The organism is Planktosalinus sp. (assembly GCF_059864935.1).
The window spans coordinates 1-3,892 of record NZ_JCBCCK010000230.1 but is presented as its reverse complement, the minus strand read 5'-3'; the positions used below and the strand labels follow the sequence as shown (position 1 = coordinate 3,892).

Here is a 3,892-nt window from a genome sequence, read left to right as displayed (position 1 = left end):
GGGTTCTAAACCCTTCAAGGGCTTTCAAAACTAAAAAGGATAGTTATTTTCCGCTATGACTTTTTCTGCAATGCTGCGTCGCAGGGCGATAATGTCCGGATAGTTGGTGTATTTGGTAAAACGTTTTAATCCCATCATCATCATTTTGAGTTCGTCGCCTTCGGCAAAGGAGATGATGCCTGTTTTGGCAGCAGTAGTGACTTTCTCCACAGCGTGATAGAGGTTCAATTTTGCCATCGCTATTTGCTCTTTTTGGTTTTCTTCGCCAAAACGCTTGGCGTTTTTCTCAGCTCTTAACAATGCAGACTCGGCCATATAGATTTCAATGAGGATATCTGCGGCGTTGAGGAGCAATTGCTGGTGGGTTTCTATGTCTTGGCCATACTTTTTCACGGCACCACCTGCCACCATCAGGAATACTTTTTTGAGTTTGCCAGTCATTTCTTTTTCTTCGGCCATCAATTCAGAATAATCAGGTGTATCAAACGAAGGGATGCCCAGTAACTCTTCACCCACTGCCGTGGCGGGCCCCAGCAGGTCCACGTGACCTTTCATTGCTTTTTTCACAAGCATACCCACCGCAAGCATACGGTTGATCTCGTTGGTGCCTTCATAGATACGTGCTATACGCGCATCACGCCAGGCAGCTTCCATGGGGGTGTCTTTTGAAAAACCCATTCCGCCAAAGATTTGGATGCCTTCATCAGAACAGTTTTGGATGTCTTCTGAGACGGCTACCTTAAGTATAGAACACTCTATGGCGTATTCTTCAACACCTTTGAGTTCGGCTTCCTGGTGAGGGGTGCCGTCTGCTTCGCGCATAGCGATACGGTCTTCAATGTTTTTTCCGGCACGGTAAGTAGCACTTTCACCCACATAGGCGGCAGTGGCCATTTCAGCCAGCTTTTGCTTTATGGCACCAAACTGAGCAATTGGAGTTTTAAACTGTACCCGTTCATTTGCATATTTTACAGCGTTTTCGGTTACCCGACGTTGTGCGTCCAAACAAGCGGCAGCCAACTTGATGCGTCCAACGTTCAGAGCGTTCATAGCAATTTTGAAACCACCGTTGCGTTCTCCTAATAAGTTTTCAACGGGCACTTTCATGTCGCTAAAAAATACCTGACGGGTAGATGATCCGTGAATGCCCAGTTTTTTCTCTTCCTCGCCAAAAGACATTCCTTCGACTTTGTCTTTTTCTACTATAAATGCAGTGATGTTTTTGTCATCTTCAATACGTGCAAAAACGATAAAGATACTTGCAAATCCGGCATTGGATATCCACATTTTTTGTCCGGTGATGCTGTAGTGTTTTCCGTCTTCTGAAAGAACGGCTTTGGTTTTTCCACTGTTGGCGTCACTACCTGCTCCGGGTTCTGTCAAACAGTATGCTCCAAACCATTCGCCTGTAGCTAATTTGGGAACATATTTTTTCTTTTGTTCTTCAGTTCCGTAAAGCGTAATGGGTAGCGTACCAATCCCGGTATGTGCTCCAAAGGCGGTACTAAATGATCCTGTTGCTCCCGAAATGTAATCACAAACGAGCATGGTGGTTACAAACCCCATACCCATGCCACCATAGGCTTCAGGAACCGCGATGCTCAACAGACCGAGTTCACCGGCTTTGCGCATCACTTCCTCGGTAAAGTCATAATCTTTGTTTTCAAACCGTTCTTTGTGCGGCCATATTTCCCTATCGACAAACTCTTTTACAGAATCGCGCATCATTTTTTGTTCCTCACTGAAATCTTCAGGAGTAAATACATCTTCGCAGGCGGTTTCTTTTACGATGAATTGGCCGCCTCGGAGGAGTTGTTTATTTTCTGTTGTTTTCATAATTTGCCCCCTCTGACTCCCCCAAAGGGGGAGAAATTATTAGGGTATATTTAAATTCTACACTAATTATATTTTATTGTTTTTATTCTGACTCCCACCCTTTGGGAGGGTTGGGGAGGGCTAAACTACTTCATAAACCCCAGCCGCTCCCTGTCCGGTTCCCACACACATCGTTACCATTCCATATTTCCCGTTGAGATTGCGTTTACGCATTTCGTCAAAGAGTTGGACTGAAAGTTTGCTTCCGGTGCATCCAAGAGGGTGACCCAAGGCGATGGCGCCTCCATTGACGTTTACAATGTCATTGTTTAAGCCCAACTTGCGCACGACCGCCAATGATTGTGAAGCGAAGGCTTCATTGAGTTCGATTAACGAAAGGTCATCTTGTTTGAGTCCGGCAAGAGCAATAGCTTTTGGAATGGCCTTTACAGGAGCGATACCCATAATGCGGGGTTCCACACCCACGGCGGCATAGCTCACCAGGCGGGCGATGGGCTCCAGATTGAGTTCCTTGACCATTTCCTCACTCATGACGATTGCAAAAGCGGCACCGTCACTCATTTGTGAAGAGTTTCCGGCAGTGACGCTTCCGCCCTCAGCAAAAACGGGACGTAATTTAGCTAAGGCTTCAGTGCTTGTTCCGGCTCTTGGGCCTTCATCTTTTTCAACGGTGTATGATTTTGTTTCTTTTTTTCCTTTTTCGTTGACAAAAGTATGTTCCACTTTGATGGGAACAATTTGGTCTTTAAAGCGGTTTTCGGCTTGTGCTTTTAAAGCTTTTTGATGAGAGTTGAAAGCAAACTCATCCTGGTCCTCACGGGAGACGTTGTATTTCTCTGCTACGGCTTCTGCGGTGAGCCCCATTCCCCAGTAGTAATCTTGGTTACCTTCTTTGGCTACTTCATAATCGGGAACGGGTTTGTAACCGCCCATTGGGATGTAACTCATGCTCTCGGCGCCACCGGCGATGATGCAGTCGGCCATACCGTTTTGGATTTTGGCCGTGGCGATTGCGATAGTTTCCAGTCCTGATGCACAGTAACGATTTACGGTCATTCCTGGAACATCAACAGTTTTAAGTCCCATCAGGGAGATAAGGCGGCCCATATTGAGGCCTTGTTCGGCCTCGGGCATGGCGTTGCCCACAATGACGTCGTCGATACGGGTTTTGTCCAGTTGCGGCAGTTTGTCCATCATATATTGGATGGTTTCTGCGGCGAGTTCGTCAGGTCGCTTAAAGCGAAAGAGCCCGCGTGGTGCTTTGCCCACGGCGGTTCGGTGTGCGGATACTATATAAGCTGTTTTCATCTGTTTATATTTATCTTTAGTTGAGGCGTAGTATACTACGCCTTTACCATATTATTTACAATTTATCAATTTAGCTTCTCCTTTTGGGGAGGTTTGGGGATTCTTAGTTACGTAAAGGTTTCCCCGTCTTCAGCATATGCTGTATGCGTTCCAGTGTTTTTCTTTCTGTACAGAGTGAGAGGAAGGCTTCGCGTTCCAGATCGAGTAGGTAGCGTTCGCTCACCAGTGTTGCTTCTGAAAGGTCGCCACCAGCCATTACATAAGCCAACTTGTCCGCAATCTTGCGGTCGTGCTCGCTGATGTATTTTCCGGCGACCATTTGGTCTGTCCCCACAAGGAACATTCCCAGGGCTTGTTTACCGAGCACTTTGATATCGGTTCTTTCAATGGGTTTGGTGTAACCGGCTTCTGCCAGTAACAGGGCGTGTTTTTTCGCTTCAGCGAGTTGGCGGTCTTTATTGACTACCACTACATCTTTTCCTTTTTGCAGGATACCCAAATCATAAGCTTCATAAGCTGATGTTGCTACTTTGGCCATACCAACGGTCAGGAAGTATTCACGCAATACGTTGAGTTCCACATCGTCTTTTTTGAAGGTGTCTGCGGCGCGAACGGTCATTTCCTTGGAACCGGCTCCTCCGGGGATGACCCCAACGCCAAATTCAACAAGACCGATGTAAGTTTCGGCAGCAGCAACTACTTTGTCTGCGTGCATGCTCATTTCACAGGCACCACCCAATGCCATTCC

The 3,892-nt window shown here is 46.7% G+C and carries 3 protein-coding genes; all 3 read right to left on the bottom strand.

Annotated elements, in window-relative coordinates:
- Window positions 1-30 precede the first annotated feature (30 nt).
- Window positions 31-1,836, bottom strand: a complete 1,806-nt coding sequence (locus tag AC6F75_RS08105) for an acyl-CoA dehydrogenase FadE (protein WP_500714497.1) — start codon at window positions 1,834-1,836, stop codon at window positions 31-33.
- A 120-nt stretch (window positions 1,837-1,956) separates the two neighbouring features.
- The gene (locus AC6F75_RS08100; protein WP_500714496.1) at window positions 1,957-3,144 is read right to left on the bottom strand and encodes an acetyl-CoA C-acyltransferase; all 1,188 of its coding nucleotides are present in this window, start codon (window positions 3,142-3,144) and stop codon (window positions 1,957-1,959) included.
- A gap of 103 nt (window positions 3,145-3,247) precedes the next feature.
- Window positions 3,248-3,892 (bottom strand): enoyl-CoA hydratase/isomerase family protein (locus AC6F75_RS08095; protein ID WP_500714495.1); only part of this gene is annotated, 645 nt, incomplete at its 5' end.

What these genes read in the sequence shown, in the direction of transcription:
- AC6F75_RS08105 (WP_500714497.1), bottom strand. Translation starts at nt 1,836, where the DNA reads ATGAAAACAACAGAAAATAAACAACTCCTCCGAGGCGGCCAATTCATC.
- AC6F75_RS08100 (WP_500714496.1), bottom strand. Translation starts at nt 3,144, where the DNA reads ATGAAAACAGCTTATATAGTATCCGCACACCGAACCGCCGTGGGCAAA.